We start from the raw sequence: 26,505 nt of genomic DNA on the forward strand, positions 1-26,505 counted from the left end.
TGCCCCGCAGACCCTGGCCGGGCCCTCGTCAGTAGCGGTACTGCTGTTCGTCGTAGCCGTTGCCGTTGCCGTTGCCGTAACCGTTCGGGTACGTGGCAGGCTGCTGCGCGGGCGCGGGCGGGTACTGCTCGCCCTCGCGCTGTTGCGGCACCCAGACACCGCCGGGCGGGGTCTCGGCGGCGTACTCCTGGGCGTACGGGCCGGCGGCGTACTGCTGCTGGGTCCCGTAGCCGTCGAAGCCGTTGCCCTGGCTGTCGTACGAGGCGTACTGCGTGGAACCACCGGTGGTGCCGGTCCCGATGTACGGATCGGAATACGCGGCGTACTGCTGCCGGTCGGTGCCGTAGTCGTACTGGTCGGCCACGGAGTCCTGTCCGCCAAAGGCGTCGTGACCGGCGTACGGGTCCTGGCCGTGCGCCGCGTACGCGGGGTGGTCGGCGTAGGGCTCATGGGCGGCGTACTGCGGCTGCTGCTCGGGCTGCGGACCCTGCTGCGACTGCCGGTGCTGATCGCTGTAGACGCCGTACTGCCCGGTGTCGTCCGGCAGCGGTTCCGGCGCGTAGACCGTGGCCGCCTGTGCCGCCGCGGCCTCGGCACCCGTCCGCTGCGGGACCTGCCCGTCGTACTCCATCTCCAGGTCCGACACCTCAAGGGTGGGCTCGCGGCGCGCCCGCTCGCCGCCACCCCGGCGGCGGCGGCTCGCGCCGGGACTGCCCCCTATCGCCCAGCCGGTGGAGAAGCCCCGCCGGAAGGACAACGTGACGTAGGTCTGACCGGTCGCGAACGCGATCGTGCCGATGGCGATGACGAACACGGACGGCATCAGCACGCCGACGACGACACAGCCGAAGCCCGCGAAGGCGAGCAGACGCCAGCGCAGGCGCGCCTTGTACTGCAGGAGCACCTCGCCGAGCAGCCACAGCGCGACTATTCCGAACGCGATGTAGAGGACCGTCCAGCCCATGCCCGCCCCCTCCTACGGCCACCGCCCCGGGTCGTGGCGGGTACGGCCGGTCACGACTGCTTGTGCAGTCCGAGATTCTCGTAGATTTCGAGCGTCGCCGTCGAGTTGTTGAGCGTGATGAAGTGCAGTCCGGGCACACCCTCGGAGCGCAGCCTCGCGCAGAACCGCGTTGCGAAGTCGATTCCAATGGAGCGTACAGCGGCGGGATCGTCCTTGGCGGCGAGGATGCGTTCTTTCAGAGAGGAAGGGAAAGACGCGTTGCTGAGCTGCGCGAACCGGTCCAGTTGCTTGACGCTGGTCAGCGGCATGACCTCGGGGATGATCGGCGTTTCGCAACCCGCCGCGACCACGCGGTCACGCATCCGCAAATAGTCCTCCGGATTGAAGAACATCTGGGTGATGGCATAGTCGGCACCGGCGCGGCACTTGTCCACGAAATGCCGGATGTCGGTGTCCCAGTCGGTCGAGCGGGGATGCATCTCGGGAAATGCCGCGACGCCGACACAGAAATCGCCGGATTCCTTGATGAGCCGGACGAGATCGGCCGCGTACCGCACGCCCTGCGGGTGCTCGATCCACTCACCCATCGGGTCGCCGGGCGGGTCTCCGCGCACGGCGAGGATGTTCCGGATCCCGGCGTCGGCGTACTGCCCGATCATGTTGCGCAGCTCGGCGACGGAGTGGTTGACCGCCGTGAGGTGCGCGACCGGGGTGAGGGTGGAGTCGGCGGCGATCTGCTGGGTGGCCTTGACCGTCCCGGCCCGGGTGGAGCCGCCGGCCCCGTAGGTCACGGAGACGAAGCTCGGCCCCACCGCCTCCACGCGGCGGAGCGCGTTCCAGAGATTCCGCTCGCCCTTCTCGGTCTTCGGCGCCCAGAACTCGAACGAATACGAGGTCTTGCCGGTCGCAAGGAGCTCACGCACCGTACGCGCGTGATCCGTCCTGGTGGAAGATGTGCCAAGGGCCATATGGGCAGGTTAACCAGAGCGCGACGACCGCAGGACCAGACCAGCGTTAATTGTCCGAATTGACTGGTTGTTTGTCCACCCCTCGGACATCTGGCCGGATCACACTCCGGTGCGTGCCCTGATTCGCTCGGCGAGCTCGGCGGTGGCGGCGGCGGGGTCGCCGGCCTCGGTGATCGCCCGTACGACGACCACCCGGCGGGCTCCGGCGTCCAGCACCTCGTCGAGATTGCCCGCGTCGATCCCGCCGATGGCGAACCACGGGCGCCGCGTGCCGAGCGAGGCGGCGTGGCGCACCAGGTCCAGCCCCGGGGCGGGCCGGCCGGGCTTGGTCGGGGTGGGCCAGCAGGGGCCGGTGCAGAAGTAGTCCACACCGGGCTCGGCGACGGCCGCGTCGACCTCGGACTCCGCATGGGTGGAGCGGCCGATCACCACCTCCTCGCCGATGATGGCGCGGGCGGCGGGCACCGGCAGGTCGCCCTGGCCCAGATGCAGCACGTCGGAGTCGATGGCGTGCGCGACATCGGCCCGGTCGTTCACCGCGAGGAGCTTGCCGTGGCGCCTGCAGGCTTCGGCGAGAACGGCCAGGTGTTCGAGCTCCTCGGCCGCTTCCATGCCCTTGTCGCGCAGCTGGACGATGTCCACCCCGCTGGAGAGGACGGCGTCCAGGAAGGCGGGGAGGTCACCCTGCCGCTTGCGGGCGTCCGTGCACAGATACAGCCGGGCGTCGGACAGCAGCGCGCGAGGCGTGGACATGGTGCGATTCCCCCTGGAGAGCGTTGTGGAGCGGTTGTCGGGACGGTGCGGGTGCGGGCCGCGCGATACCGCGGGGCCCGCACCTCACCTACGGCCGGCGGTCAGACGGCGAGCGCCTGGGCGCGACGCTTCACCTCCGTGCCGCGATTCTCGCTCAGCGCCTGGGCGGGGGTGCCGGGCAGGGTCGGGTCGGGGGTGAAGAGCCATTCCAGCATCTCTTCGTCGGTGAAGCCGTCGTCCCGCAGCAGCGTCAGGGTGCCGGAGAGGCCCTTGACGACCTTGTCGCCCGCGATGAAAGCGGCAGGCACCTGCAGCGCCCGGTTCTCACCACGTCGTACGGCGATGAGCTGGCCCTCCTTGACCAGCTGCCGCACACGCGTCACCTCGACATCGAGCATTTCCGCGATGTCGGGGAGGTGGAGCCAGGCAGGGACGAGAGCATCGATCTTTGCGTCAATCTCGGTCACGGGGACAAGCGTGCCATCCCGGACCGACAGTCGGTAGCCGGGCCGACCGTACGGGGGTGCCGGGTACGCCGTCAGGGGGTCGCCGACTTCAGCGGTACGGAGGGGTCCGCGACCCGTGCCGGATCGAGCCGCGCCCCCGCTTCGATGAGCCTGCGCCCCTGCGCCAGATCGCGAGGACGGCCGACGGCGAGGACCGCGACCAGGACGCCGTCGCGCAGCCAGCACACCGACCAGGAGGGGTCCGTCGGATCGCCGCGCCACAGCAGGGTGTCGGCCGCCGCGTAGTGGCCCGCGTACTGCACGAACCGGTCGAACTGCTCGGACCAGAAGTACGGCACGGGGTCGTACGTCCGCGGCGCCGGACCGTCCTCGGCCATTGCCGCGATGATATTGGCGGCGGCGGTGCGCGGGCCCTGGAGGGCGTTGTCCCAGTGGTGGACGAGAAGGCGTTCGCCATATCGGGCGGAGGGGAACGAGGCGCAGTCGCCGACCGCGTACACATCGGGCAGCGAGGTGCGCAGCGCGTCGTCGGCGGTCACCGATCCGTCGGGGCCGAGCGCGATGCCGGAGCCGGAGAGCCAGCCGGTGGCGGGCCGTGCGCCGATGCCGACGACGACCGCTCCGGCCGGAATCGCGCGGCCGTCCGCGAGGATCACGCGGCCGGGTTCGATGCGCTCGACCCTGGCCCCGGTGAGGAGTTCGGCGCCGCTCTCGGCGTACCAGGCCGCCACCGGGGCGGCGACCTCGGCGGGCATCGCGCCGGCGAGCGGCCGGTCGGCGGCCTCGACGACGGTGACCGCGCAGCCCGCAGCGCGGGCCGCGGTGGCGAACTCCGCGCCGATCCAGCCCGCGCCGACGACCACGACGCCGTGCCGCTCGTCGAGGACGGGCCGCAGTCGTGCCGCGTCGTCGAGGGTGCGCAGCAGATGGACCCCGGGAACACCTTCGGCACCGGGCAGGACGATCGGTTCGGCGCCGGTCGCGACCACCAGGACGTCGTAGGGAACGGGCCCTGACGGCGTGTCCAGCTCGTGCGCCCCGGGCCGTACACCGGTGACTTCGCGCCCCAGCCACAGATCGATGTCCAGTGCCTCGAAGTCGACGTCGAAGGCGGAGCCCTCGGCCGTGCCCAGCAGTACCGCCTTGGACAACGGGGGCCGGTCGTAGGGCTGGTGCGGTTCGGCACCGATCAGGGTGACGGGACCGGTGAAGCCCTGCTCCCGCAGGGCCACCGCCGTCTGCACTCCGGCCATGCCCGCGCCGACGATGACGACACATCGCCCCGTCCGCCGGTCCGGCCGCTCCGACTGCTGCTGTTCGCTCACCCGTACACCTTAAGCATCTGACGCACCGTCAGGAAGGGGGAGCTCCTCCACCGTGCTCGTACCGCTGCCGTCCTGCGACTCCCATTCCCACCGCTCGTCCAGCCGGACCCTGCCGTCCGCGAGGTCGACCACGGTGGAGACACAGTGGCCGGAAGATGTCGTTCCGTCCTGCTTCAGCTGGACATACCGGAAGTCGAGGGTGTCGCCGGTCCGGGTGCCGACGAGATGGCCGCGGACCACGTCGCCGCCCGCGTACTCGGCCCAGATCCGGCCGTTCTCCTCGTGGTACGTGAAGCGCGTGCGGGTGCCGACCTGGCCCGGGGCCTGGTCGGCGACCGGCGAGAGGACGAGTCCGTCGAGCGAACGGGCCACGGTGGCTGCTCCCTTACTGGGTCCGGCGGGCGGGGTTTAGGGTGACCAACGTAAAACACTCGCGGGAGCCCGGACGCACCGGGCTGAGAGGGAGGCTGGGGCGGCCTCCGACCGTACGAACCTGATCCGGGTCATGCCGGCGAAGGGAGGGGCTGGACGCCCATGCGTTCTTCTCGGAACGGAATCGGATCCGACGTCCTCGTCATCGGGGGCGGGATCATCGGTCTGGTGACCGCCTGGCGGGCCGCGCAGCGCGGACTGCGCACCGCGGTCGTCGACCCCGAGCCGGGCGGCGGGGCCGCCCGGGTGGCGGCCGGCATGCTGGCCGCCGTCACCGAACTCCACTACGGCGAACAGATGCTGCTGGGCCTCAATGTCGCCTCGGCCGCCCGCTATCCGGACTTCGCGGCCGAACTGGAGGCGGCGAGCGGGCGGGAGACCGGCTTCCGCGCCTGCGGCACGCTGGCCGTCGCGCTGGACTCCGACGACCGCGCCCATCTGCGGGAACTGCACGCCCTGCAGCAGCGTTCCGGCCTGGAGTCGGAGTGGCTCACCGGCCGCGAATGCCGCCGGCTGGAGCCGATGCTCGCGCCGGGCGTCCGCGGCGGTCTGCGGGTCGACGGCGACCACCAGATCGATCCCCGCCGACTGGCCGCCGCGCTGCTGGCCGCCTGCGAGCGGGCCGGGGTGGTCTTCCACCGCGCATGGGTGGAGCGCCTGACGGTGGTACACGACCGGGCCGCCGGAACCGTCCTCGCCGGGGGCACGGAACTCACCGCCGACCAGGTCGTGCTCGCCGGGGGCAGTCTGAGCGGCCGGCTCCCGGGACTGCCGGACGAGGTCGTGCCGCCGGTCCGTCCGGTGAAGGGACAGGTGCTGCGGCTGACGGTGCCCGCGGCGTACGCGCCCTTCCTCACCCGGACGGTCCGGGCCGTGGTCCGGGGCAGTCACGTCTATCTCGTACCGCGCGAGAACGGCGAACTGGTCGTCGGCGCCACCAGCGAGGAGATGGGCTGGGACACCACCGTCACCGCGGGCGGTGTCTACGAATTGCTGCGGGACGCCCACGAACTGGTGCCCGGCATCACCGAACTGCCGCTCACCGAGACCCTGGCCGGTCTGCGCCCCGCCTCCCCCGACAACGCCCCGCTGCTCGGCCCCACTGCCCTGCCCGGCCTCCATCTCGCCACCGGCCACCACCGCAACGGGGTGCTGCTCACCCCCGTCACCGGTGATGTCATGGCGGAGCTCCTCACCCGTGGCGAGGTGCCCGAGGTGGCCCGCCCCTTCACCCCGTTCCGTTTCTCGCCCGCCGCCCCCGTACGTCAGGAGCAGCCCGCATGACCGAGCCCGCGCCCCTCTCCCTGCCGGCTTCCGCCCCCGAGCACGCCCCCCTGTCCGTGTCCGTGAACGGCGAGGTCCGCCTGCTCGCCGCGGGCACCACCCTGGACGCCCTCGTCGCCACCCTGACCGCCGCGCACTCCGGCGTCGCGGCCGCCGTCAACGAGACCGTCGTCCCGCGCGGCCAGTGGTCCACCGCCGTGCTCGGTGACGGTGACCGCGTCGAGGTCCTGACCGCGGTCCAGGGAGGCTGACCGTGTCCCACGACCTCTTCACCCTCGGCGACACCGCCTTCGGCTCCCGGCTGATCATGGGGACCGGCGGGGCACCCAGCCTCGACGTGCTCGAACGCTCGCTGACCGCCTCCGGCACCGAACTGACCACCGTCGCGATGCGCCGCCTCGACCCGACCGTGCAGGGCTCGGTGCTCTCCGTGCTCCGGCGGCTCTCCATCCGCGTGCTGCCGAACACGGCGGGCTGCTTCACCGCGGGCGAGGCCGTGCTGACCGCCCGGCTGGCCCGCGAGGCGCTCGGCACCGACTGGATCAAGCTGGAGGTGGTGGCCGACGAGCGGACCCTGCTGCCCGACCCGATCGAGCTGCTGGACGCCGCGGAGACCCTGGTGGACGACGGCTTCACCGTGCTGCCCTACACCAACGACGATCCGGTGCTGGCCCGCAGGCTCCAGGACGTGGGGTGCGCGGCGATCATGCCGCTCGGCTCCCCCATCGGCTCCGGCCTCGGCATCCGCAACCCGCACAACTTCCAGCTGATCGTCGAGCAGGCCCGGGTGCCGGTGATCCTCGACGCGGGCGCCGGAACGGCGTCGGACGCGGCGCTCGCGATGGAGCTGGGGTGCGCGGCGGTGATGCTGGCGTCCGCGGTGACCCGGGCCCAGGAGCCCGAGCTGATGGCCGCGGCGATGCGGCACGCGGTGGCGGGCGGGAGGCTGGCGTACCGCGCGGGCCGGATCCCGCGCCGGCACTTCGCCGAGGCTTCGTCCCCGGTGGACGGGCGCGCGGTGCTGGACCCGGAACGTCCGGCGTTCTGACCCGCCCGGTCCCGGCGGGCCCCACCGCGGGCCCGCCGGGACGCCTTGGGGCGCATGTCCCTGTCACGGCTCGGCTGCAGTACTGCCCCGGGTGTGCCCCGGCGCGTGGGCGGTGTCCGTGGCTGCTCGTAGACTCGCATGCGTGGATACGACCCTCCAGGACCCTCTTGTCGGGCAGGTGCTCGACGGCCGCTACCGCGTCGATGCCCGCATCGCCGTGGGCGGCATGGCCACGGTCTACCGGGCCGTGGACACCCGGCTCGACCGGGTGCTCGCCCTCAAGGTGATGCACCCGGCGCTCGCCACCGACGTCTCGTTCGTCGAGCGCTTCATCCGCGAGGCCAAGTCCGTGGCCCGGCTGGCGCACCCCAACGTGGTCGCGGTCTTCGACCAGGGCGCCCAGGGGCAGTACGTCTACCTCGCGATGGAGTACGTCGCGGGCTGCACCCTGCGCGACGTACTGCGTGATCGTGGCGCCCTGCAGCCGAGGGCCGCACTGGACATCCTGGAACCGGTTCTCGCTGCCCTCGGCGCCGCGCACCGGGCGGGCTTCGTGCACCGCGACATGAAGCCGGAGAACGTCCTCATAGGCGACGACGGCCGGGTCAAGGTCGCCGACTTCGGGCTCGTACGGGCGGTGGGCGCCGTCACCAACACCACCGGGTCCGTCCTGGGCACCGTCTCCTATCTCGCCCCCGAGCAGATAGAACACGGCACGGCGGACACCCGCACCGATGTGTACGCCTGCGGTGTCGTCCTGTACGAAATGCTGACCGGGTCCAAGCCGCACGCCGGTGATACCCCCGCCCAGGTCATCTACCAGCACCTCAACGCGGACGTCCCGGCCCCGTCGGCCGCCGTCGCGGGTCTCCCCGTCGAGCTCGACGACCTGGTGGCGAGCGCCACCGCCCGCAACCCCGAGGTCCGCCCGTTCGACGCGGTGGCGCTGCTCGCCGAGACCCGGGAGGCCCGCTCCGGGCTCACCGACGCGCAGCTCGACGCCGTACCGCCGCAGGCCCTCGCCGGGGCGCACGACGCCGCCGAGGACCGCACGAGCGTGATCCCCCGGCTGCTGCCGGCCGACCAGGGCGTCGCCCACCACACCAGCCGACTGGAAATGCCCCCGCCGATACCGCCGCAGCCCGCGCCTGAGGGCCGACGCGGTCCGCGGCGCTCCGTCCTAGCCGTGATCGTCGCCGCGCTGCTGGTGCTGGGAGTCGGCACCGGTGTCTGGTACATCAACTCCGGACAGTTCACCCGGGTCCCCTCGCTGCTCGGGCAGACCGAGAAGGCCGCCCAGAAGCGGCTCTCGGACGCGGGCCTGGAGCTCAAGGGCGTCAAGCGGGACTACAGCGACACCGTGGCGCGCGGCAAGGTCATCAGCAGCGACCCCGCTTCCGGCGCCCGCATCCGGGGGAACGACGTGGTGACGCTCGTCGTCTCGCGCGGCCCCGAGATCGTGAAGGTGCCCGATGTCCAGGGCCTCGCGCCGGCCGACGCCAAACGCGCGCTGGAGAAGGTCGGCCTGGTGCCCGGCATGGTCACCAAGGAATTCAGCGACGAGACGGACCGGGGCGAGGTGATCCGTACGGACCCCGAGGCGGGCACCGAGCGCCACCCGGACTCCGCGGTCGCCCTGGTGGTCAGCAAGGGCGCTCCGGTCGATGTCCCCGATGTCACCGGGCTGTCCGTCGAGGACGCCACCGCCGCGCTGGACAAGGAGGGGCTGAAGGCCGAGGTGCTGCCCGACCGGGTCAATTCCCCCGAGGTCGCGGGCGACATCGCGCATCAGTCACCGGCCGAGGGCAGCCGTGCCGCCGAGGGCGACACCATCACGCTCACGGTCTCCAAGGGCCCGCGGATGATCGACGTCCCGGACGTCACCGGCAAGAATCTCGACGACGCCAGGAGCGAGCTGGAGGACGCGGGCTTCGAAGTCAAGGTCGACCGCCCGTTCCTCTCCTTCAGCGACACGATCGCGAGCCAGTCCGTCGCCGGCGGTCGGCAGGCCCCCGAGGGCAGCACCATCACCATCAAGACCAAGGGACTCTAGATCCACATGCGCAACCCCGTCGGCGGCCATGTTCCCGTGGCCGGCGGCCTCGCCAAAGTCGGCCTCCCCTACGCCCGCGAGATGGGGGCGGAGGCCGTCCAGGTCTTCGTCGCCAATCCGCGCGGCTGGGCGACGCCCGTCGGCAACCCGGCCCAGGACGAGCAGTTCCGCGCCCAGTGCGCCGCCGAATCCATACCCGCCTACGTCCACGCCCCGTATCTGATCAACTTCGGCTCGCACACCGAGGCCACCGTCGAGAAGTCCGTGCAATCGCTGCGTCACTCGCTGCGCCGGGCCCGTGAGATCGGCGCCCTGGGCGTCGTGGTGCACACCGGATCGGCGACCGGCGGCCGGCCGCGCGCGCAGGCCCTCGCCCAGGTACGCACGCACCTGAGGCCGCTCCTGGACGAGCTGACGCACGACGACGACCCGTACCTCCTGCTGGAGTCGACCGCCGGGCAGGGGTTCTCGCTCTGCTCGCGGACCTGGGACTTCGGCCCGTACTTCGACGCGCTCGATGCCCACCCCCGGCTCGGTGTCTGTCTCGACACCTGCCACATCTACGCCGCGGGCCATGATCTGACGGGCCCCGCGGGCATGCGGCAGACCCTGGACCTGCTGGTGGAGACGGTGGGTGAGGGTCGACTGAAACTGATCCACGCCAATGACTCCAAGGATGTGGTGGGCGCCCACAAGGACCGGCACGAGAACATCGGCGCCGGGCACATCGGCGAGGAGCCGTTCCGGGAGCTGTTCTCCCATCCGGCGACCGCCGGCGTACCGCTGATCATCGAAACGCCGGGCGGCAAGGCAGGCCATGCGGCGGATGTGGCCCGGCTGAAGGGACTGCGTGACCGGGACTGAGCACCTCACGCACCCCTGTTCTCACCGATGAATACCCCATGGGGGTAATCGGTTACACCGACCACGCCATGCACACCGGCCACACGGGCCATCCCCCGGGCAAGGTCGGTTGGGCCATGGCCGCCCGCACCACCCTGCGCTGCCTCACAGGCTGCGCCATCGGCGAGATCGTGGATGATCGGCCGGGGCAAGGGCCACGCGGTGGTGCACCGGCACCACCACTGAGGACGACCGGACGGGACCGGCAGCCGTCAGGTCAGAGCTCGGGGCCGTCCCCGGGCTCCTCCTGGTAGGAGTAACGCTGCTCGCGCCACGGGTCGCCGATGTTGTGGTAGCCGCGCTCCTCCCAGAAGCCCCGGCGGTCGGCGGTCATGTACTCGACGCCGCGGACCCACTTGGGCCCCTTCCAGGCATAGAGGTGCGGCACCACGAGCCGGAGCGGAAAGCCGTGCTCGGCGGTGAGCAGCTCACCACCCTTGTGGGTGGCGAAAAGTGTTCGGTCCGAGGCGAAGTCGGAGAGCCGCAGATTCGAGCTGAACCCGTATTCGGCCCAGACCATCACATGGGTGACGTTCGGCGCGGGGGGCGCGAGTTCCAGGATCGTACGGGCGAGAACCCCGCCCCATTCGGCGCCGAGCATGCTGAATTTGGTGACGCAGTGCAGGTCGGCGACGACCGAGGTGAACGGCAGCTCCGAGAACTCCTGATGGTTCCAGCAGTGCTTCTCGCCGTCCGCTGTGGCACCGAAGACCCGGAACTCCCAGCGGTCGGGCTTGAACTTGGGAACCGGCCCGTAGTGGGTAACCGGCCAGCCACGCTGGAGTCGCTGTCCCGGCGGAAGCTCGGACTGCTCTGACGCGCGGTTTTCCCGGCTTTCCGGCTGACCCATGCCTCCATGGTGACAGACAGGCAGGGGTGGTCCCGACCAGAGCAGGGGCAATTCAGGCAACTCATACTAAGCATGCACTTACTGGACGATCACCTGGTGCGATGCGAGGATGCCGCCAACTTGCCCCGTTCACCGGTTGGAAGGAGCCTCTGCGATGCAGGGCGACCCCGAGGTCCTTGAGTTCCTGAACGAGCAGCTGACCGCCGAATTGACTGCCATCAACCAGTACTTCCTGCATGCAAAGATGCAGGACAACTTCGGCTGGACGAAGCTCGCGAAGTACACCCGCTCCGAGTCGTTCGACGAGATGAAGCACGCCGAGATCCTCACGGACCGCATCCTCTTCCTCGATGGGCTGCCCAACTACCAGCGGCTTTTCCATGTACGGGTGGGGCAGACCGTCACCGAGATGTTCCAGGCCGACCGCCAGGTCGAGGTGGAGGCGATCGACCGCCTCAAGCGCGGGATCGAGCTGATGCGCGGCAAGGGCGACATCACGTCCGCAAACATCTTTGAATCGATCCTGGAGGACGAGGAGGACCACATCGACTACCTCGACACCCAGCTGGAGCTGGTCGAGAAGCTCGGCGAGCCGCTCTACATCGCGCAGCAGATCGAGCAGCCGGACAGCTAGGGCCTCTCGTTCGGATCATGCCGGGCTCGCGCGCCCCAGGACTTCACGACGGCCAGGACCCCGCGAGGATCAGGCCGCTTCGGCGAGCCGGATTCCCGGAGCCGTACCCAGGGCGATGCCCGCAGCGGTCCCCGGACCGGACGCGGGGACGCCGTCCACGGCGGATTCGTCGGCCGTGCCGGGCGTCCGCTTCCGGTCCAGCAGTTCGCGGCGGGGGCAGGAGCCACGGCCGAGCATCGACTGGATGGCACGGACACAGCCGCCGCAGTCCGTGCCCGCCTTGCAGGCGGAGGCTATCTGCCGGGGCGTGCACGCGCCGGCGTCCGCATGTTCCTTGACCTGCTTCTCCGTGATGCCGAAGCACGAGCAGACGTACACGCGGTTCACCTCCCGGCGGGATCGGTCGTTGCTGCCACCCCGTAATCGGTGAGGCTAACCTAACCTTACCCGGCGCCGGGAGCCCGTGAAAACCTCCGAACGCCCTGTGGGGCACGGATCACATCGATCCGTGCCCCACAGTCGTACGTGCGCCACCTGCGGTGATGCCTACTGGTCCCGGTACATCTCGGCGACCAGGAACGCCAGGTCGAGGGACTGGCTGCGGTTGAGCCGCGGGTCGCAGGCGGTCTCGTAGCGCTGGTGCAGGTCGTCCACGAAGATCTCGTGTCCGCCACCGACGCACTCGGTGACATCGTCACCGGTGAGCTCGACATGGATGCCGCCCGGGTGCGTACCGAGGCCCTTGTGCACCTCGAAGAAGCCCTTGACCTCGTCCAGGACGTCGTCGAAGCGACGGGTCTTGTGGCCGGAGGCGGCCTCGAAGGTGTTGCCGTGCATCGGGTCGGTCACCCAGGCCACGGTGGCACCGGAGGCGGTGACCTTCTCGACCAGGTCGGGAAGCTTGTCGCGGACCTTGTCGGCGCCCATGCGGACGATGAAGGTCAGCCGGCCGGGCTCGCGCTCGGGGTCGAGGCGTTCGATGTAGCCGAGCGCCTCGTCGACGGTGGTCGTCGGGCCGAGCTTGATGCCGATGGGGTTGCGGATCTTCGAGGCGAACTCGATGTGCGCGCCGTCCATCTGACGGGTGCGCTCACCGATCCAGACCATGTGGCCCGAGGTGTCGTACAGTTCGCCGGTGCGCGAGTCGGTGCGGGTCAGCGCCGACTCGTAGTCCAGCAGCAGGCCCTCGTGCGAGGCATAGAACTCGACCGCCTTGAACTCGGCCGGGTCCGTACCGCACGCCTTCATGAAGTTCAGCGCGTTGTCGATCTCGCGGGCGAGCGCCTCGTAGCGCTGGCCGGACGGCGACGACTTCACGAAGTCCTGATTCCAGGCGTGCACCTGGCGCAGGTCGGCGTAGCCGCCGGTGGTGAAGGCGCGGACCAGGTTCAGCGTGGAAGCGGACGCGTGGTACATCTGCTTCAGCCGCTCCGGGTCCGGAACGCGGGCTTCCTCGGTGAAGGCGAAGCCGTTGACGGAGTCGCCGCGGTAGGTCGGCAGGGTGACGCCGTCGCGGGTCTCGGTCGACTTGGAGCGCGGCTTGGAGTACTGGCCGGCGATCCGGCCCACCTTGACCACGGGCACGGAGGCCGCGTAGGTCAGCACGGCACTCATCTGGAGCAACGTCTTCAGCTTGGCCCGGATGTGCTCGGCCGACACGGCGTCGAAAGCCTCGGCACAGTCACCGCCCTGCAGCAGGAACGCCTCGCCCTTGGCGACGGCTCCCATGCGGGCACGCAGCTGGTCGCACTCGCCCGCGAAGACGAGCGGCGGATACGACGCGAGGTCCGCGAGTACATCGCGCAGAGCCTCGGCATCGGGGTACTCGGGCTGCTGCGCCGCGGGAAGGTCTCGCCAGGTGTGGCCACCGGCGACGGAGGTATTGGCGTTCACGGTCACACCGACAACCCTACGGGGTCCGGCGGCGCGTCCATCCGTACGCTCAACAGTTGAGACACGCGCTCGCAGGACCCGGGCATCCGTTAGGGTTCGGAGCATGTTCGCGCAGACAACCCAGAACTGGTGGTGGACCGCTCATCCGGCGGCCCACTGATCGATCGCGCGACAGACCACGCGAAGGCCGCCCGAGGGGCGGCCTTCTCCGCGTTTCGGGAGCCGTTCCTCCATCCGGAAGGAACACTCCGATGTCTCAGCCTCACCGCACGGACCTCGTCATCGAGAGGCTTCTGTGTGACGACTCCCCGCCGTTCGCGCTGCTGCGCAGGCGTACCCCCGGTCACGACCACGACACGGTCGAGGTGCTGATCGGCCGGGTACGTGAAGCGGACCGGCTCGCCGACCTCCCGGTCGGTCCGCTTCCCTCGCTCGCCCTGGTGCCGTTCCGGCAGATCGCCGAGCGTGGTTTCGATGTGCGTGACGACGGGACGCCGCTGTCCGTGCTGGTCGCGGAGGAGGCATACGAGCTGCCGCTCGCCGAGGTGCTGGACCATCTGCCGACCCATGGCGTACGGGTCGAGGGCGGGGCCTTCGATGTCCCCGACGAGGAGTACGCGGGGATCGTCCGGCGGGTCATCGAGGACGAGATCGGGCAGGGCGAGGGCGCGAACTTCGTCATCCGGCGGACCTTCCGGGGCGAGATCCCCGGCTTCGGCCGGTCGGACGCCCTGGCCCTCTTCCGGCGGCTGCTGGCCGGTGAGCGGGGCGCGTACTGGACCTTCGTCGTGCACACGGGCGACGACGGGGCCGACGAGCCCTCCTCCTCGGGGCTGCGGGCGACGGGCGGGAGGACGCTCGTCGGCGCCAGTCCCGAGGTGCATGTGCGGATGTCCGGCGGGACGGTCGTGATGAACCCGATCAGCGGTACGTACCGCTATCCGTCCGAGGGCCCGACCGCCGAGGGTCTGCTGGCCTTCCTCTCCGACCGCAAGGAGCGGGACGAGCTCTCCATGGTGGTCGACGAGGAACTCAAGATGATGTGCACCGTCGGCGACATGGGCGGCGTGGTGGTCGGCCCGCGGCTCAAGGAGATGGCCCATCTCGCCCACACGGAGTACGAGCTGCGTGGGCGCTCCTCACTGGATGTGCGGGAGGTGCTGAAGGAGACCATGTTCGCGGCGACGGTCACCGGCTCACCCGTGCAGAACGCCTGCCGGGTCATCGAGCGGTACGAGCCCGGCGGGCGCGGCTACTACGCGGGCGCGCTGGCCCTGCTGCGGGAGGAGCCGGGCGGGGCCCAGAGCCTGGACTCGCCGATCCTGATCCGTACCGCCGACATCTCGGCCGACGGGCGGTTGCGGGTGCCGGTCGGGGCGACGCTCGTACGCCACTCCGACCCGGACAGCGAGGTCGCCGAGACCCATGCGAAGGCGGCCGGGGTGCTGGCCGCACTGGGGGTGCGGCCGGGCCGGCCGCGGGACGGGGCCGCGCGTCCGCAGCTGGCCGGCGACCCTCGGGTCCAGGCGGCGCTGGAAGCCCGGCGGGACGGTCTCGCGCCGTTCTGGCTACGGATGCAGGAGCGTACGCACGAGCTGTCCGGCCACGCTCTGGTGATCGACGGGGAGGACACGTTCACCGCGATGCTGGCCCATCTGCTGCGCTCCTCGGGTCTGGAGGTGTCGGTGCACCGCTACGACGAGCCGGGGCTGCGCGAGCGCGTACGGGCGCACGAGGGCCCGGTCGTGCTGGGTCCCGGCCCCGGGGATCCGGGCGACACGGCCGATCCGAAGATGCGGCTGCTGCGCGGGGTCGCCGCGGAGCTGGTCCGTGATCACCGGCACGGTCTGCTGGGAGTCTGTCTGGGCCATGAGCTGATCGCGGCGGAGCTGGGGCTGGAGATCGTCCGCAAGGCCGTGCCGTACCAGGGCACGCAGGCCCGGATCGACCTGTTCGGGCGGCCGGAGACGGTCGGCTTCTACAACAGCTTCACCGCGCGCTGCGACGACGGGGCGGTCACCGAGCTGGCGGCGCACGGCATCGAGTCGAGCCTGGACGCGGCGACCGGGGAGCTGCACGCGCTGCGCGGGCCGGGCTTCGCCTCGGTGCAGTTCCATCCGGAGTCGGTGCTGACGCTGCGCGGGGTGACGATCGTGGCCGGGCTGCTGGCGGGGCTGCCGGTGGCCGGCTGAAGGGCCGGCCGGGGCCCTGGCGGAGCTCCGGGGTCCCGGCTCACCGGGAGAGCACGGGGACGAGGACGTTGTCGCTGCGGCGGCCGGCCAGATAGTCGGCGACGTTCTGGACGGTGGCGTCGATGATCTGGGCCACCGCGTCCTGGGTGTAGTACGCCTGGTGCGAGGTCACGATGACGTTCGGGAAGGTGACGAGCCGGGCGAGGGTGTCGTCGTCGATGCCCTCCAGGGACTTGTCGAGGAAGAAGAGCCCGGCCTCCGCCTCGTACACGTCGAGTCCCACGCCCAGCAGACGGCCCGCGCGGAGCTCGGTGACCAGTGCCGTCGTGTCGATGAGTCCGCCGCGACTGGAGTTGATCAGGATCGCGTCGTCCCTCATGTGTGCCAGGGCGTCCTCGTCGATGATGTGCCGGGTCGTGGGCAGCAGCGGGACGTGCAGGCTGATCAGGTCGGACTCGGCCAGGAGCCGCTCCTTGTCGACGTACTCCATGCCGAGGCCGACGCAGGCGGGGTTCTGGACGACGTCCCAGCCGAGCAGCTTCATGCCGAAGCCGTGGGCGATCCGGGTGAAGGCCTCGCCGATCTTGCCCGTACCGATCACGCCGGCCGTGCGCCCGTGCATGTCCCGGCCGAGGAGTCCGTCGAGCCGGAAGTCGAAGTCACGGGTGCGGCTCGCGGCGCGGATGACACGACGGTTGACCGCCATCGCGAGGGTCCAGGCGAATTCGGCGACCGAGTAGGGCGAGTAGTACGAGACCCGGGCGACCCGCAGCGCGAGCCGTTCGGCCACATCGAGGTCGATGTTGTTGAAGCCGGTGGAGCGCTGGGCGATCATCTGGGTGCCACCCGCCGCGAGGGTCTGCAGGACGGCGCTGCCCAGGTCGGCGTTGACGCTGGTGGAAATGATCTCGTAGCCCGCCGCGATGGGTGCGGTGTCCCTGGTGAGGAAGACGTCCAGGCAACGGACCTCGTGCTGTCCGGCGAAGGCCTTCTCGATCAGCGGCTTCTCGTCGGACTGCACGCCGAATGCCAGGATTTCCACGACTTCTCCCGTACATCGCATGGATCAGGGGACATGGGCCGGTCATCGCGAATATACGGCCCATGTCCCGGGCGCGCCGCCCGGTCCGCGCCGCGCCGTTCAGAGGCTGTCGGGGTGGCCTCCGACCGGAAAGCGGACGCGGTCTGGTGCGTGCGTGCCAGGGCATGGCCGCCCGATCAGAGGTCACCCGACAGCCTCTCAGCCGAAGAAGACACCGGCCTCCGCGTAGAGGGCCGGATCGACCGTCTTCAGCCGGGCCGTCGCCTCCGCGATCGGCACCCGCACGATGTCGGTGCCCTTCAGAGCCACCATCGTGCCGAAGTCACCGTCCCGCACGGCGTCGATGGCGTGCAGGCCGAAGCGGGTGGCCAGCCAGCGGTCGAAGGCGCTCGGCGTGCCGCCGCGCTGCACATGGCCGAGGACGGTCGTTCTGGCCTCCTTGCCGGTGCGGCTCTCGATCTGCTTCGCCAGCCATTCGCCGACGCCGGAGAGGCGGACATGACCGAAGGAGTCGTGCGATCCGTCCTTGAGAATCACCTCGCCCTGCTGGGGCACGGCCCCTTCGGCGACCACCACTATCGGCGCGTAGCTCGCCCTGAAACGGGAGACCACCCAGGCACAGACCTGGTCGACGTCGAAGCGCTGTTCCGGGATGAGGATGACGTTCGCACCGCCGGCCAGTCCCGAGTGCAGCGCGATCCAGCCCGCGTGGCGGCCCATCACCTCGACGACGAGGACCCGCATATGGGACTCGGCCGTGGTGTGCAGCCGGTCGATCGCCTCGGTGGCGATGCCGACGGCCGTGTCGAAGCCGAAGGTGTAGTCGGTGGCGGAGAGGTCGTTGTCGATGGTCTTGGGAACGCCGACGCACTTGATGCCGTGCTCGTCCGCCAGGGTCGCCGCCACACCGAGGGTGTCCTCGCCGCCGATCGTGACGAGCGCATCGACCTCGTACTTGGCGAGGTTGTCCCTGATCCGGCGTACGCCGTGCTCCGCGCGGAGCGGATTGGTGCGCGAGGAACCGAGGACGGTGCCGCCGCGCGGCAGGATGCCCCGAACCGCGGGGATGGAGAGCGGCACCGTCTCGCCCTGCAGCGGGCCGCGCCAGCCGTCCCGGAATCCGATGAAGTCGTAGCCGTACTCCTGCACGCCCTTGCGGACTATGGCACGGATGACCGCGTTGAGCCCGGGGCAGTCCCCGCCTCCGGTCAGTACTCCGACCCGCATGGCAGCATCCCTTCGCCGAAGTGAGCCCCCCGGCCACCACGCTAATCGTGATCCAGGTCACTCGGGGATGGGGCGGAAGGTCAAATCCGTTGCGTTACGGGGCGGTTGGTCTCACAGATGCGGAGCTGCACGCTCCGGCGCGTTCAGGCGTCGTCCAGGCCGCGCTCGATCGCGTACCGCACGAGCTCCACCCGGTTGTGCAACTGGAGCTTGCCCAGGGTGTTCTGGACATGGTTCTGGACGGTGCGGTGCGAGATGACCAGACGCTCGGCGATCTGCTTGTACGAGAGCCCCTTGGCGACCAGCCGCAGCACCTCGGTCTCGCGTTCGGTGAGCTGCGGGGCCTTGGGTTCGTCGGACGCGACGGGTGCGGGGTCGGAGGCGAGCCTGCGGTATTCGCCGAGGACCAGTCCCGCCAGGCCCGGCGTGAAGACGGGATCGCCGACGGCCGTGGACCGCACGGCCTCGGTCAGCTCCTGCGTACTGGCCGACTTGAGCAGATAACCGGTGGCACCCGACTTGACCGCTTCCAGCACGTCGGCGTGCTCACCGCTCGCCGAGAGCACCAGTACCCGGAGGCCTGGGTGGGAGCCGACGAGTTCCTTGCAGACCTGTACGCCGGGCATGCCGGGCAGATTGAGGTCGAGCACGAGGACATCGGGCACGGCAGCCTTCGCCCTGCGTACGGCCTGCGGTCCGTCACCGGCGGTCGCCACGACCTCGAATCCCGACTCGGAAAGATCGCGGGCGACCGCGTCGCGCCACATCGGATGGTCGTCGACCACCATCACCCTGATGGTCCGCCCCTCGGCGCCCTGGGTGTTCTCCGTGCTCATCCGGCTGATCCCGCCTTCCCCCGTGAAACCTTCGGTACCTTCAACTCGACCTCGGTGCCCTGGCCGGGCACCGAAATCAACTCCGCCGTGCCGCCCAGGTCACGCAGCCTTCCCCGGATCGACAGGGCGATCCCCATCCGCCCCTCCCCCTCGGCCTGGGCGAGACGGCCCTCCGGGATGCCGGGCCCGTCGTCCCGGACCGTCACGATCACCTCGTCCGGCCAGTCCTCCACCAGGATCCAGGCCTGGGCGTTCTCTCCCGCATGGACCCTGACATTGTCCAGGGCGGCACTGACAGCAGCCGCCAACTCCCGTGCGGCGGCGGGGGCGAGCAGCACCGGAGCTCCCGGCTCCGCGAAGCTGGTCCGGGAGCCGGCGTGCGGGGCGAGCAGGGAACGCAGATCGCAGTCGGCCTGCCCGGACGGTTCGTCGTCGACCTCGACGCTACGGACGACGGCGCCCTCGGCGGCGTCCTCGGAGACCCGGGTGGTGGGCAGCAGGCCGCTGGAGACCAGGGTGCGCAGGGCGACTTCCTGCTCACCGGCCATCCGGCCCAGTTCGGCGGCCTCACCGCCCAGCGCGGTGCCGCGGCGCTGCACCATCGCGAGGACCTGGAGCACGCTGTCGTGGATGTCGCGGGCCAGCCGTTCCCGCTCGCGGGTCGCGGCCTCGATCTCCAGGGCGCGGGCCAGGGTGCGCTCACTGGCCCTGGCCACCTCGACGACGTAGCCGATGGCGATGGAGGCGACCCAGACCAGCAGGACGTTGTGGAAGGTGTCCCGGCTGGGCTCGCCGCGCTCGATGATGTTGGCGACGGCGACGAAGGACGAGGCGACGGCCGCCCAGCGCCAGCCGCCCTTGATCGCGAAGGCCAGTACGGAACCCGCCGTCCAGATGGACGGCAGCGTCGGCCCGTCGACGTGCTGGGCCTCGAAGTCGGCGAGCGGGGTGAGGAGGATGCCGACGAGCGCGAGTGTCAGGTCGGCGCCGAGGAATCGCTTGGTGCAGGCGGCGGCGCCCGCGACCTTCGGGAGGGTGCCGAGCGTCCACGCCGCCATCACCACCAGGAAGGCGATGGCGACCCACGGCCGGTCGTACCTGTCCCGGCCGAAGACGGCGAGCAGCACCGCGTAGAGCATCGTCAGAACGCGGTACGCCGTCAGCGCATGCCACAGCGGCTGCTCGACCGACATCCGTACGACCCGCTCGCGCCTGGCCACGTCCCCCACCCCCGGACGGAATCGACGCGGTGCCGCGCCGAACCGTTCCGTCACCCTTGCGTTCCGGACTCTTTCCCCACGTGCTTGGCCTCCTCCGCACGGCGCTTCGCCTCGTCCGCGATCTGCCGCTTGGCGGCGGTCGCGTAGATGTCGACGTACTCCTGGCCGGAGAGCTTCATGATCTCGTACATCACCTCGTCGGTGACCGAGCGCAGGATGAAGCGGTCGCCCTCCATGCCGTGGTAGCGGCTGAAGTCGAGCGGCTTGCTGATCCTGATCCCCGGCCGCATCAGCTTGGGCATCACCTGGCCGGGCGGCTGGATCTTCTCCGTGTCGATCATCGCGACGGGGATGACGGGCGCTCCGGTGGCCAGCGCCACCCGGGCGAGCCCGCCGGGCTTGCCGCGGTAGAGACGGCCGTCGGGCGAACGGGTGCCCTCCGGGTAGATACCGAAGAGCCCGCCGCTCTCGATGACCTCGATGCCCGCCTTGATCGCCGCCTCGCCGGCACCGCGGACACCGGAGCGGTCCACCGGGAGCTGGCCGACGCCCTTGAAGAAGGCGGCCGTCAGCTTGCCCTTCACGCCGGGCGCGGTGAAGTACTCGGACTTGGCGATGAAGATGACCTTGCGGTCCAGGACGGCCGGCAGGAAGAACGAGTCGGAGAACGACAGATGGTTGCTCGCGAGGATCGCCGGTCCTTGCGCGGGAATGTTCTCCAGGCCCTCCACCCATGGCCTGAAGGCGAGCTTCAACGACCCGCCGATGGAGAACTTCATTGCGCCGTAGATCAACTCGGGTGCCTCCTGTGTGCTGTCCGACTGACCTTAACCCGTGCGGCCGTCCGTGCTCCCGCCCGGCACGGGGTCGGGGCGGCCGCCCCGACCGTGACGCCCCTGGTCGGTGTCGGCCCGGTCGCGTACGGTGAAGCAATCCTTCTTCACTCCCCCTTTCGCTCCCCTTCGAGCCTCATGAACAGGAGACCCCGGTGCCGGTCCTGCCTGGAGCCGAGCCGTTCCGCCACGAGGGCGGAGAGGTCGGCGTCCTTCTCTGTCACGGATTTACCGGTTCCCCGCAGTCGCTGCGTCCCTGGGCCGACCACCTCGCGGAGCGCGGGCTGACCGTCTCGCTGCCGCTGCTGCCCGGACACGGCACCCGCTGGGAGGACATGCAGCTCACCGGCTGGCAGGACTGGTACGCGGAGGTGGACCGGGAGCTGCGCGCCCTGCTGGAGCGGTGCAGCCAGGTCTTCGTCTTCGGCCTGTCCATGGGTGGCGCGCTGACGCTGCGGCTGGCGGCGAAGCACGGGGACGCGATCAGTGGCCTGGTGCTCGTCAATCCGGCCAACAAGGTGCACGGTCTGTCGGCGTACGCGCTGCCGGTCGCCCGCCACCTGGTGCGGACGACGAAGGGGCTGGCGAGCGACATCGCCCTGAAGGGCTCCGACGAGGTGGGGTACGACCGGGTGCCGCTGCACGCGGCGCATTCGCTGCGGAATTTCCTGCGTCTGGTCGACGCCGAGCTGCCCCAGGTCACCCAGCCGATCGTCCTGCTGCACAGTCCGCAGGACCACGTGGTGCCGCCCGCCGACTCGGCCCGGATCCTCAGCCGGGTGTCGTCGACGGACGTCGAGGAGATCCTGCTGGAACAGAGCTACCACGTCGCGACGTTGGACCACGATGCGGAGCGGATCTTCGACGAGAGCTTTTCGTTCATCGACCGCCTCGCTCCGAGCGTCGGAACGAAGGGGAGCACGTCAGGTGGCTGAGCACGACGCGGAGCGCGCGGGCGGCGGGGAGGAGCGCGAGCCCCTTCCCGCGGAGGGTGCTGCCCTTCCCGCGGAGGGAACGACCGTTCCCGACGACGGCACGGGTCCGCAGGACACCGCTGCCCAGCCGGTGCCGCCGGGCGCCGACGCGGACCGGTCCGCCGATCCGTCGATCGACGAGGACGCCGCATGGCAGGCGATCGTCGCAGGGTACGGCGCGGAGCCGCCGGACCCGCCGGGCGCCAAGCCGTTCAGGTCGGTCGAGGACCTCGCGCTGCTGGAGGACGACCAGTCGGGTGTCCTGGATCCGGACAAGGGGATCGGCAAGAAGACGCCGAAGCCGCCGGAGAAGCCGCTCGGCAGCTCGATCGTGTTCGCGCCCGGCGTCGCCGGTCCGCGCGACTACGAGGTCGCGGAACCCAAGGACAGTGATCTCGACGACAGCGACGAGGGACACTTCGTCCCCCCGGAGCCGCCGCCGCTGCCGGAGGCCGATGTCACGGCGAAGTTCGCCTGGCTCGCGGTCGTCGGCGGTCCGGTGCTGATGCTGGTCGCGGTGCTGCTGCGGTGGGACATGACCTGGTGGCTCACGACGGTCTGCGTCGGCGGCTTCCTGGGCGGCTTCGTCACCCTGGTGGCGCGGATGAACGACGACGAGGACGACGACGACCCCGGGCGCGGAGCGGTGGTCTGAGGACGGAGGCACGACCCACCGGGCGCGGGCATCTCCGCCCCGAGGCACGGCGGCCGGCCGCGCTGCTCAGGGCCTGGTCGCGGGCACTCGCAGCGCCGCCAATACGGGCAGATGGTCCGTGGCCGCCCGCAGATCCGCCCCGGTGACACCCGGCAGCCCTGTGGGGACACCGCAGTCGAGCACCTCGATCCCGTGCGTCGCGAAGACCGCGTCGATGCGCCGCCGCGGACGGTTCGTCGGGAAGGTGTTCTCGGCGCCCCACGGCCGGACCGCCCAGCAGTCCTGGAGCCGCCCGGCCAGCTGCCGGAACGCGGCCCCGGTGGGTACGTCATTGAGGTCACCGGCCACGATGGCGTGCTCGACGCCCATCGCGTCCAGCCGTTCGAGCACCATCTCGGCCTGGGCCAGGCGTTCGTCGCGCTGCAGGCTCAGATGGAAGCTCAGCAGTCCGATCCGGGTGCCCGCGATCCGTACCACCGAGGTGGCGAAGCCCCTGCGGTGCAGTCCGGGCGTGAGCGGCAGCAGCACGTCCTCCGTCCGCTCCACGGCGGCCCGCAGCGAGCAGAGCAGCAGCGGTCCGGCCGCCGTGGCACCGCCGCTGAGCACGACCAGGTCGGTGCGGGCCGCGAGCCAGGCGGCGCGCTTGCGCCAGCGGAAGAAGCGCGGGGCCTCCTGGATCAGGACGAGGTCGGGGGCACAGGCACTGATGACCCGGGCCAACGCCTCGCAGTCGTCGCGCATCGACCGGATGTTGTAGCTGAGCACCCGGATGACGGCCGAACCATCCTGCTCGGTACGGGAGTCGGGCAGCGGCGTCGGGACCATGCGTCTCACGATACGACGGACGCCCGCCGCTCCCCATGGGGCGCGACGGGCGTCCGGCTCTGTCCGGCTGTCGGTGGCTCAGAGCCTGTCGGGCGGCGTTCGATCGGACAGCGGACGCGGTCTGGTACGTGCGATTCCAAGGCGCCGGGATGTCCTCGTAGCGGAGCTACTAGGGTATTTCGGCAACGCGGGAAGCGTGCGTGCCAGGGCGTGGCCGCCCGATCAGAGGCCGCCCGACAGGCTCTCAGCCCTGGCGGGCCAGGTCCGCCGCGCCGACCAGTCCTGCCTTGCCGCCCAGTTGGGCCGCGAGCACCTGGGCGTGCGGGCGCCACTCTCCGCCGATCAGCCAGCGCCGGAACGACTTGCGGATCGGGTCGAGGACGAGATCGCCCTCGTCCGACACCCCGCCGCCGACGATGAACGCGGACGGGTCGAAGAGCGAGGCGAGGTCGGCGAGTCCGGCCCCGGCCCAGCGGGCCAGCTCGCGGAACGAGTCGATCGCCACCGGGTCGCCCTGCCGCGCGGCCGTGCTGATGTGCTTGCCCTCGATGCCGTCCACCGTGCCGTCGCCGAGCGACAGCAGGATCGTGGCGTTCTCGGGGGTGGCGTTGGCGCGCTGCTTCGCGTACCGCACGAGGGCGCGCCCGGACGCGTACTGCTCCCAGCAGCCCTGGCTGCCGCAGCCGCAGAGCAGGCCGTCCGGGACGACCCGGATGTGGCCGAACTCGGCGGCCACACCGAAGCGTCCGCGGCGCAGCTTGTTGCCGATGATGATGCCGCCACCGAGACCGGTGCCGAGCGTGATGCAGATGACGTCGTCGTGGCCCTGTCCGGCGCCGAAGCGGTACTCGCCCCAGGCGGCGGCGTTGGCGTCGTTCTCGACGACGACCGGCAGGCCGACACGCTGCTCGACCTTGTCCTTCAGCGGCTCGTGCCGCCAGTTGATGTTCGGAGCGAACAGCACGGTGGCGCGCTTGTCGTCGACGTATCCGGCGGCGCCGATGCCGACCGCGTCGATCTGGTGGCCCTCGCCCGCGCCGGACACGGCTGCCGCGATCGCGTCCACGATGCCTTCAGCCGTCGGCGGGGTCGACACCTTGAACATCGAGAGGATCCGGCCCTCTTCGTCGACCACTCCAGCTGCGATCTTCGTGCCGCCGATATCGACGCCGATGGTGAGTCCCATGAATCCCTCAGTTTCGGTCGAGCCCCGCTGTGGCCAACCGTACCCGAGCCGGGGACCCGGCCCATCCGCGCCGGTCAGTCCAGGTCGATGTGCTCGCCGGCGGCGGGGCCCTCGTCGCGGGGGTCGGTGGGGTCGTCGGCCTTCTTCCCGGTGGGCGCGGAGTCCTCGGCACCCCGGGTCCAGCGGCGTTCCTGGCCTTCGACGGCGGAGCGGTAGGCGGCGAGGAGTTCGCCGCCGGCCGCGGCGATGTGGTCGAAGACGTCCGGATTGCGTTCGATGACGGGCTCGACGGCGGACTTCGCCTGCTTGATGATCTGCTGCACGGTGCCCTGGGCCGCCGCACCCAACAGCGGCGTCCGGAGGGACGAGACCTTGTCGGCCACGGCGTCGACCAGCTTGCGCAGTTCCTCGGCGGCGGAGCCGGGCGGCGGGCCGTACTGGGCACGACGGCGGGCCTTCTCCGCTTCGAGGTCCTCGGCGCAGGCCTTCGCCCACGCGTCGTCGTCGACGGGACGATCGGTGGCTTCGCTCATGGCGGACTCCTGCGACGTGGTTCGGCTGCGGCCCGGCACGCGGGCCGCTCACTACCGACGTTACCCGAACCGTGACGCGCCGTTCAGCTCGTCCGGGGCCAGAGTCCGGGGTCCGGTGTGAACCTGACTCTGAGCACCCCGTCGGTGAGGGCGGCGCCGGAGACGGTGCAGCGGCGCAGCCCTGACTCCAGGGGAACGATCCGGTGGAACGGACCGACGGTGAGAAGCAGTTCGTTGCCGCGGCGCACCAGCTGGAGGTCCGTCTTCACGGCGCCGGGCAGGGGCAGGCACCAGACCAGGACGGAGTCGTCGGCGGACGGGGGGACGGCCACGATCCGGTCGCCGGGCAGCAGGGTCCGCAGCTCGTCGATGCCGTCCGGGGCGTTCGGGTTCTCGATCCACCAGGGGTCGTCGGCCCGGCCGGGGCGCCGGTCGGCCAGCTCCGCGGCGAGTCCGTCGCCTTCGAAGAGTCCGCCGCCGGTGCCCGCTTCCTCGAAGACGGTGCAGCCGGCCCCGGTGTCGAGGAGGGTGAGATCGTCCGGGCCGCGCGGATCGCGGCCGAGGTGGGGCACCTCGCACAGGGCCGTCGCGGGCACCCATTCCTCGTACCAGTGGTCGATGGTCTTCTCCTGCTGCGCGGCCAGTGCCGCGAACCAGGGGTCGCCGGAGTGCCTGGGCAGGACCCGGTTCACCACGAGGGTGTCGACGCGCAGTCCGTGCAGGGCGAGTCCGGTGCGGGCGGTGCGCAGGGCGTCCTCGGCGGCGGGGCCGGGTTCGGCGACCAGCCGGAGCGTGGTGCCGCGGTCCTCGATCAGTGCCTGGACGGCGGCCAGCTCGGCGTCGCTGCGGGCGGCGGCCTCGTACAGCCACTGCGCCGGCATGGGCACGCCGGCGAGCTGGGCGAGCATCGGGCGCAGGGCGCGTGCGGCCTGGCGTTCCTGGGGCAGCAGCCGGCGCAGATAGCGGCGCAGCTGTTCGGGCAGGGCGAGCACGGCGAGCGCCTCGCGCAGCGGCGGCATATCGACGACGAGGAGTTCGTAGCCCTCGTGCGACCAGTCGCCCTCGGCGGCGCGGCGCAGGGTGTGCAGGAGGGCAAGCTGGGCGCTGCCGGGGAGTTCGGTGAGTTCCTCGCCGTCCAGCCGGTTCCCGCCGAGCAGGTCGAGCACCCCGGACGCCTGGTCCTGGAGGGCGAGGAGTTCGCCGCGGAAGTGCTCGCCGGAGTCGATGCGGGCGGACCACAGGCCGTCGGTGACCTCGGTGGGTTCCGTGCCGTCGGGGAAGCCGGGTATGGCGTCGGCGGAGAGCAGCAGGGTGCGGCGGCCTCGGCGGGCCGCGGCCAGTGCGGTCGCCGCCGCGACGGTGGTACGGCCGGCGCCGCCGGGGCCGGTGACGAGAACCGTACGCACCG

General features: G+C 70.9%; 28 protein-coding genes and 1 riboswitch. Of the genes, 10 read left to right on the top strand and 18 right to left on the bottom strand.

Features of this window, described 5'->3' with window-relative positions; genetic code table 11:
• Positions 1-28: 28 nt before the first annotated feature.
• From ABZ826_RS05100 to ABZ826_RS05125, 6 genes are all read right to left on the bottom strand, one after another.
• Positions 29-964: a hypothetical protein gene (locus ABZ826_RS05100; protein WP_361442315.1), complete on the bottom strand. Its 936-nt coding sequence runs from the start codon at positions 962-964 to the stop codon at positions 29-31.
• Positions 965-1,014: 50 nt separating this feature from the next.
• On the bottom strand, positions 1,015-1,932 hold the full coding sequence (gene metF, locus ABZ826_RS05105) for a methylenetetrahydrofolate reductase [NAD(P)H] (RefSeq protein WP_361442318.1): 918 nt from the start codon (positions 1,930-1,932) through the stop codon (positions 1,015-1,017).
• A 99-nt stretch (positions 1,933-2,031) separates the two neighbouring features.
• On the bottom strand, positions 2,032-2,685 hold the full coding sequence (gene thiE / locus ABZ826_RS05110) for a thiamine phosphate synthase (RefSeq protein ID WP_361442321.1): 654 nt from the start codon (positions 2,683-2,685) through the stop codon (positions 2,032-2,034).
• A gap of 101 nt (positions 2,686-2,786) precedes the next feature.
• Positions 2,787-3,152, bottom strand: a complete 366-nt coding sequence (locus ABZ826_RS05115) for an Rv2175c family DNA-binding protein (RefSeq protein ID WP_361442324.1) — start codon at positions 3,150-3,152, stop codon at positions 2,787-2,789.
• Positions 3,153-3,223: 71 nt separating this feature from the next.
• On the bottom strand, positions 3,224-4,477 hold the full coding sequence (locus ABZ826_RS05120) for an FAD-dependent oxidoreductase (protein WP_361442327.1): 1,254 nt from the start codon (positions 4,475-4,477) through the stop codon (positions 3,224-3,226).
• 9 nt (positions 4,478-4,486) lie between these two features.
• On the bottom strand, positions 4,487-4,849 hold the full coding sequence (locus ABZ826_RS05125) for a hypothetical protein (RefSeq protein WP_361442330.1): 363 nt from the start codon (positions 4,847-4,849) through the stop codon (positions 4,487-4,489).
• 51 nt (positions 4,850-4,900) lie between these two features.
• A riboswitch (TPP riboswitch) is annotated at positions 4,901-5,014 on the top strand.
• On the opposite strand from ABZ826_RS05125, the gene thiO reads away from it, so the two are divergent.
• The 5 genes from thiO to ABZ826_RS05150 all read left to right on the top strand — a co-directional run bounded on the left by thiO (position 5,012) and on the right by ABZ826_RS05150 (position 10,158).
• Positions 5,012-6,193, top strand: a complete 1,182-nt coding sequence (gene thiO, locus ABZ826_RS05130; protein ID WP_361442333.1) for a glycine oxidase ThiO — start codon at positions 5,012-5,014, stop codon at positions 6,191-6,193. Its footprint overlaps the riboswitch before it by 3 nt.
• Positions 6,190-6,444 (top strand): sulfur carrier protein ThiS, encoded by a 255-nt coding sequence (thiS, locus tag ABZ826_RS05135; protein WP_361442336.1) that lies wholly within the window; start codon positions 6,190-6,192, stop codon positions 6,442-6,444. The genes thiO and thiS overlap by 4 nt, the downstream gene beginning before the upstream one ends.
• A gap of 56 nt (positions 6,445-6,500) precedes the next feature.
• The gene (locus tag ABZ826_RS05140; RefSeq protein WP_361442504.1) at positions 6,501-7,241 is read left to right on the top strand and encodes a thiazole synthase; all 741 of its coding nucleotides are present in this window, start codon (positions 6,501-6,503) and stop codon (positions 7,239-7,241) included.
• Between the two features lie 142 nt (positions 7,242-7,383).
• Positions 7,384-9,294, top strand: coding sequence for a Stk1 family PASTA domain-containing Ser/Thr kinase (gene pknB / locus ABZ826_RS05145; protein ID WP_361442339.1), 1,911 nt, complete (start codon positions 7,384-7,386; stop codon positions 9,292-9,294).
• A gap of 6 nt (positions 9,295-9,300) precedes the next feature.
• Positions 9,301-10,158, top strand: a complete 858-nt coding sequence (locus ABZ826_RS05150) for a deoxyribonuclease IV (RefSeq protein ID WP_361442342.1) — start codon at positions 9,301-9,303, stop codon at positions 10,156-10,158.
• Between the two features lie 256 nt (positions 10,159-10,414).
• On the opposite strand, the gene ABZ826_RS05155 is transcribed toward ABZ826_RS05150, so the two are convergent.
• Positions 10,415-11,047, bottom strand: a complete 633-nt coding sequence (locus ABZ826_RS05155; protein ID WP_361442345.1) for a sulfite oxidase-like oxidoreductase — start codon at positions 11,045-11,047, stop codon at positions 10,415-10,417.
• A 154-nt stretch (positions 11,048-11,201) separates the two neighbouring features.
• On the opposite strand from ABZ826_RS05155, the gene bfr reads away from it, so the two are divergent.
• Positions 11,202-11,681: a bacterioferritin gene (gene bfr / locus ABZ826_RS05160; protein ID WP_361442348.1), complete on the top strand. Its 480-nt coding sequence runs from the start codon at positions 11,202-11,204 to the stop codon at positions 11,679-11,681.
• A 69-nt stretch (positions 11,682-11,750) separates the two neighbouring features.
• Here the strand turns inward: bfr and ABZ826_RS05165 are convergent, their stop codons facing one another.
• Both ABZ826_RS05165 and ABZ826_RS05170 read right to left on the bottom strand, forming a co-directional pair.
• Positions 11,751-12,068, bottom strand: coding sequence for a (2Fe-2S)-binding protein (locus ABZ826_RS05165; protein ID WP_361442351.1), 318 nt, complete (start codon positions 12,066-12,068; stop codon positions 11,751-11,753).
• A 159-nt stretch (positions 12,069-12,227) separates the two neighbouring features.
• Positions 12,228-13,574: a class II 3-deoxy-7-phosphoheptulonate synthase gene (locus ABZ826_RS05170; protein WP_361442354.1), complete on the bottom strand. Its 1,347-nt coding sequence runs from the start codon at positions 13,572-13,574 to the stop codon at positions 12,228-12,230.
• A gap of 103 nt (positions 13,575-13,677) precedes the next feature.
• Between ABZ826_RS05170 and ABZ826_RS05175 the strand changes: the two genes are divergently transcribed.
• Both ABZ826_RS05175 and ABZ826_RS05180 read left to right on the top strand, forming a co-directional pair.
• A complete protein-coding gene (locus tag ABZ826_RS05175; RefSeq protein ID WP_078513512.1) occupies positions 13,678-13,734 on the top strand; it encodes a trp operon leader peptide in 57 nt (18 codons plus the stop codon).
• Between the two features lie 91 nt (positions 13,735-13,825).
• Entirely contained in the window at positions 13,826-15,766 is a 1,941-nt protein-coding gene (locus ABZ826_RS05180; protein WP_361442357.1) for an anthranilate synthase family protein, read from the top strand.
• Positions 15,767-15,806: 40 nt separating this feature from the next.
• Here the strand turns inward: ABZ826_RS05180 and ABZ826_RS05185 are convergent, their stop codons facing one another.
• The 5 genes from ABZ826_RS05185 to ABZ826_RS05205 form a co-directional block, all read right to left on the bottom strand.
• Positions 15,807-16,808: a 2-hydroxyacid dehydrogenase gene (locus tag ABZ826_RS05185; RefSeq protein ID WP_361442360.1), complete on the bottom strand. Its 1,002-nt coding sequence runs from the start codon at positions 16,806-16,808 to the stop codon at positions 15,807-15,809.
• A gap of 198 nt (positions 16,809-17,006) precedes the next feature.
• Positions 17,007-18,035, bottom strand: a complete 1,029-nt coding sequence (locus tag ABZ826_RS05190) for a 6-phosphofructokinase (RefSeq protein WP_361442363.1) — start codon at positions 18,033-18,035, stop codon at positions 17,007-17,009.
• A gap of 143 nt (positions 18,036-18,178) precedes the next feature.
• On the bottom strand, positions 18,179-18,871 hold the full coding sequence (locus ABZ826_RS05195; protein ID WP_361442366.1) for a response regulator transcription factor: 693 nt from the start codon (positions 18,869-18,871) through the stop codon (positions 18,179-18,181).
• On the bottom strand, positions 18,868-20,091 hold the full coding sequence (locus ABZ826_RS05200) for a DUF5931 domain-containing protein (protein WP_361442369.1): 1,224 nt from the start codon (positions 20,089-20,091) through the stop codon (positions 18,868-18,870). The genes ABZ826_RS05195 and ABZ826_RS05200 overlap by 4 nt, the downstream gene beginning before the upstream one ends.
• 50 nt (positions 20,092-20,141) lie before the next feature.
• A complete protein-coding gene (locus ABZ826_RS05205; RefSeq protein ID WP_361442372.1) occupies positions 20,142-20,885 on the bottom strand; it encodes a lysophospholipid acyltransferase family protein in 744 nt (247 codons plus the stop codon).
• A gap of 194 nt (positions 20,886-21,079) precedes the next feature.
• Here ABZ826_RS05205 and ABZ826_RS05210 point away from each other — a divergent pair, with 194 nt between their 5' ends.
• Both ABZ826_RS05210 and ABZ826_RS05215 read left to right on the top strand, forming a co-directional pair.
• Complete coding sequence (locus ABZ826_RS05210; protein ID WP_361442375.1) at positions 21,080-21,859, top strand: alpha/beta fold hydrolase; 780 nt, start codon at positions 21,080-21,082, stop codon at positions 21,857-21,859.
• Positions 21,852-22,553, top strand: a complete 702-nt coding sequence (locus ABZ826_RS05215; RefSeq protein ID WP_361442378.1) for a hypothetical protein — start codon at positions 21,852-21,854, stop codon at positions 22,551-22,553. The genes ABZ826_RS05210 and ABZ826_RS05215 overlap by 8 nt, the downstream gene beginning before the upstream one ends.
• Before the next feature lie 66 nt (positions 22,554-22,619).
• On the opposite strand, the gene ABZ826_RS05220 is transcribed toward ABZ826_RS05215, so the two are convergent.
• The 4 genes from ABZ826_RS05220 to ABZ826_RS05235 form a co-directional block, all read right to left on the bottom strand.
• Positions 22,620-23,378: an endonuclease/exonuclease/phosphatase family protein gene (locus tag ABZ826_RS05220; protein ID WP_361442380.1), complete on the bottom strand. Its 759-nt coding sequence runs from the start codon at positions 23,376-23,378 to the stop codon at positions 22,620-22,622.
• Positions 23,379-23,622: 244 nt separating this feature from the next.
• Positions 23,623-24,564, bottom strand: a complete 942-nt coding sequence (locus ABZ826_RS05225; RefSeq protein WP_361442383.1) for an ROK family glucokinase — start codon at positions 24,562-24,564, stop codon at positions 23,623-23,625.
• Positions 24,565-24,638: 74 nt separating this feature from the next.
• Positions 24,639-25,097: a DUF5304 domain-containing protein gene (locus ABZ826_RS05230; RefSeq protein WP_361442386.1), complete on the bottom strand. Its 459-nt coding sequence runs from the start codon at positions 25,095-25,097 to the stop codon at positions 24,639-24,641.
• Positions 25,098-25,180: 83 nt separating this feature from the next.
• Entirely contained in the window at positions 25,181-26,503 is a 1,323-nt protein-coding gene (locus tag ABZ826_RS05235; RefSeq protein WP_361442389.1) for an ArsA-related P-loop ATPase, read from the bottom strand.
• Positions 26,504-26,505: the final 2 nt, after the last annotated feature.

The organism is Streptomyces sp. NPDC047515 (genome assembly GCF_040643055.1).
In the GTDB taxonomy this organism is placed as follows: Bacteria; Actinomycetota; Actinomycetes; order Streptomycetales; family Streptomycetaceae; genus Streptomyces.

What these genes read in the sequence shown, in the direction of transcription:
- ABZ826_RS05100 (WP_361442315.1), bottom strand. Translation starts at nt 964, where the DNA reads ATGGGCTGGACGGTCCTCTACATCGCGTTCGGAATAGTCGCGCTGTGG.
- metF (WP_361442318.1), bottom strand. Translation starts at nt 1,932, where the DNA reads ATGGCCCTTGGCACATCTTCCACCAGGACGGATCACGCGCGTACGGTG.
- thiE (WP_361442321.1), bottom strand. Translation starts at nt 2,685, where the DNA reads ATGTCCACGCCTCGCGCGCTGCTGTCCGACGCCCGGCTGTATCTGTGC.
- thiO (WP_361442333.1), top strand. Translation starts at nt 5,012, where the DNA reads ATGCGTTCTTCTCGGAACGGAATCGGATCCGACGTCCTCGTCATCGGG.
- thiS (WP_361442336.1), top strand. Translation starts at nt 6,190, where the DNA reads ATGACCGAGCCCGCGCCCCTCTCCCTGCCGGCTTCCGCCCCCGAGCAC.
- ABZ826_RS05140 (WP_361442504.1), top strand. Translation starts at nt 6,501, where the DNA reads ATGGGGACCGGCGGGGCACCCAGCCTCGACGTGCTCGAACGCTCGCTG.
- ABZ826_RS05150 (WP_361442342.1), top strand. Translation starts at nt 9,301, where the DNA reads ATGCGCAACCCCGTCGGCGGCCATGTTCCCGTGGCCGGCGGCCTCGCC.
- ABZ826_RS05155 (WP_361442345.1), bottom strand. Translation starts at nt 11,047, where the DNA reads ATGGGTCAGCCGGAAAGCCGGGAAAACCGCGCGTCAGAGCAGTCCGAG.
- bfr (WP_361442348.1), top strand. Translation starts at nt 11,202, where the DNA reads ATGCAGGGCGACCCCGAGGTCCTTGAGTTCCTGAACGAGCAGCTGACC.
- ABZ826_RS05180 (WP_361442357.1), top strand. Translation starts at nt 13,826, where the DNA reads ATGTCTCAGCCTCACCGCACGGACCTCGTCATCGAGAGGCTTCTGTGT.
- ABZ826_RS05190 (WP_361442363.1), bottom strand. Translation starts at nt 18,035, where the DNA reads ATGCGGGTCGGAGTACTGACCGGAGGCGGGGACTGCCCCGGGCTCAAC.
- ABZ826_RS05195 (WP_361442366.1), bottom strand. Translation starts at nt 18,871, where the DNA reads ATGAGCACGGAGAACACCCAGGGCGCCGAGGGGCGGACCATCAGGGTG.
- ABZ826_RS05220 (WP_361442380.1), bottom strand. Translation starts at nt 23,378, where the DNA reads ATGGTCCCGACGCCGCTGCCCGACTCCCGTACCGAGCAGGATGGTTCG.
- ABZ826_RS05225 (WP_361442383.1), bottom strand. Translation starts at nt 24,564, where the DNA reads ATGGGACTCACCATCGGCGTCGATATCGGCGGCACGAAGATCGCAGCT.
- ABZ826_RS05230 (WP_361442386.1), bottom strand. Translation starts at nt 25,097, where the DNA reads ATGAGCGAAGCCACCGATCGTCCCGTCGACGACGACGCGTGGGCGAAG.